The sequence below is a fragment of the Geminicoccus flavidas genome, from assembly GCF_009806515.1.
GTDB classification, from domain to species: Bacteria; Pseudomonadota; Alphaproteobacteria; order Geminicoccales; family Geminicoccaceae; genus Geminicoccus; species Geminicoccus flavidus.
Window position 1 is genome coordinate 1 of sequence record NZ_WUJP01000151.1, and the last position, 1916, is coordinate 1916.

A 1916-nucleotide genomic window follows, 5' to 3' on the forward strand; every position below is an offset into this window, starting at 1 on the left:
CCATCCGGACGACGTCGCCCACATGAAGCGCACCGCCGACCGGCTGTTCGGCGACAGCTATGTCTGGTCGGTCCTGGGTGCGGGCCGCAACCAGATGAACATTGCCGCCACCGCCGCGGCCCAGGGTGGCCATGTCCGGATCGGCCTGGAGGACAATCTCTGGGATGGGCCTGGCCGACTGGCCGAGAGCAACGCCCAGCAGGTGACCCGGGCCCGGCAGATCGTGGAAGGCCTGGGCCTGGAGATTGCCACGCCGGACGAGGCACGCCAGATACTCGGTCTGAAGGGCAAGGCCCGGACGGCGATCACCTGAGCAACGGACGACCGTCATGCAATCGATCTCGATCTCCATGCTCACGATCTGCGGCATCGAGGAGCTGCCGTCGCACGACAAGCGGCTGGTGACCCACGTCCTCTCGATCCTGGATCCCGAGGCACCGGAGATCGCCGCGTTCGACCGTTATGACGCGCACGAGCGGACCACGCTGCGCTTCCACGACATCATCGAGCCCAGGCCCGGCCAGATCCTGCCCCAACCGGAGCATGTCCAGGACATCCTGCGCTTCGGCGCGGAGCTCTCGGAATCGCGCACCGGCCGCACCGAGGGCCATCTCCTGGTCCACTGCCACATGGGCGTGTCGCGCTCGACCGCGGCGATGCTGACGCTCATGGTCCAGGCCCGCCCCGACGAGGACGCGGACCACCTGTTCCAGCGCCTGCGCGAGATCCGCCCGCAGGCCTGGCCGAACTCGCGCATGGTCCGCTTCGCGGACGAGGCGCTGGACCGGGGCGGCCAGCTGACCGAGGCGCTGAGCCGGCACTACGCCCACCAGCTCCGGGTGCAGCCGCGCTTCAACGAATGGATGACCCAGCTCGGCCGGCAGCGCGAGCTGGAGATGGCGGCAAGCTGACGGGTACGGGCGGCCGGCGCAGGTGCGCCGGCCGCTTTCTTCTGCCTTAACCGAGCTCGGCGGCCACGCTGCGCACGCTGACCACCAGGTCATTGTAGTCGCCATCGGCCCGAGCCGAAGCGACGTTCAGGTCTTCGAAGCCGAGCGCCGTCCGCCCCTGGTAGAAGCCGCTCACCACCTGGACGCCACCGCCCGGATTGAGCTCGTTGCCGGCGGCATCCGGGCTGACGTCGACGCTGTGGAACACCTCGCCCAGCACGGCCTCAAGGCTCCCGTCCGGCTGCTCGAGCATGAGCTCCAGGTCGCCGCCGTCATGGATGGAGCCGGCTTCCTCGGTGCCGCCGCGCACGAAGCGCAGCTCGGCACCGCTCAGGTCGCCGTTCAGCGCCGCGCCGTCCGAGATCAGGAACAGGCCGAGATTTTCGCCCTCCTCCACCCGCACCGAAGCCTCGACACCCTCGGCACCGGCATCCGCGAACAGGACCTGCGCCCCGGTGATGGTGCCCTCGGCATCGTAGGTGTAGGCGCCCAACGCATTGTCGAGCTTGCCGACCTGCTCCAGGAGGCCAACCTCGACCGTGATCGGCCCACCTTCCGCGGACAGGTCGAACAGGTCCCCTTGGATGCCCAGCGCGTCCGCCGGCAGGAACGGCTGCTCCTCGGCGAGTTGCAGGAACGGATAGCCCTCGGTGATCCCGTCCACCACCGCTCGGCCGATGTCCGGGTTGTCGGTGAAGAAGCCGTCGACCCCGGCCTTGATGAACAGCCGGGCGAAGTCCGCCATGCTCTGCGGATTGCCCTCGGCATCGGCCGGGACGAAGACCGGCTCCGCGCGCAGCGTGTAGGGATGCACCTGCATGCCAGCGTCATGGGCGAACTGAACAAAGTCGGTGACCTCGCCGGTCAGCTTGCTCGTCGTCTCCACCACGCCGTCGCCGTCCGCATCGATCGGGGTCGTCAGCGCCTCGGTCGGCAGGATCAGGCTGGTGGTGGGTCCCACCCCCT

Annotated in this window: 3 protein-coding genes; 2 read left to right on the forward strand and 1 reads right to left on the reverse strand. The window is 68.9% G+C overall.

The window, feature by feature from the left end; translation table 11 throughout:
* Positions 1-313 (forward strand): BKACE family enzyme (locus EQG76_RS04075; RefSeq protein ID WP_200840540.1); only part of this gene is annotated, 313 nt, incomplete at its 5' end.
* A gap of 16 nt (positions 314-329) precedes the next feature.
* Positions 330-911 carry a tyrosine phosphatase family protein gene (locus EQG76_RS04080; RefSeq protein ID WP_159710849.1) on the forward strand — a complete coding sequence of 194 codons (582 nt, stop codon included), beginning with the start codon at positions 330-332 and terminating at the stop codon, positions 909-911.
* Positions 912-957: 46 nt separating this feature from the next.
* On the opposite strand, the gene EQG76_RS04085 is transcribed toward EQG76_RS04080, so the two are convergent.
* Positions 958-1916 (reverse strand): glycerophosphodiester phosphodiesterase family protein (locus EQG76_RS04085; protein ID WP_265338963.1); only part of this gene is annotated, 959 nt, incomplete at its 5' end.

Bases quoted from the DNA above. Each gene is read 5' to 3' on its own strand.
- EQG76_RS04080 (WP_159710849.1), top strand. From the start codon at position 330: ATGCAATCGATCTCGATCTCCATGCTCACGATCTGCGGCATCGAGGAG.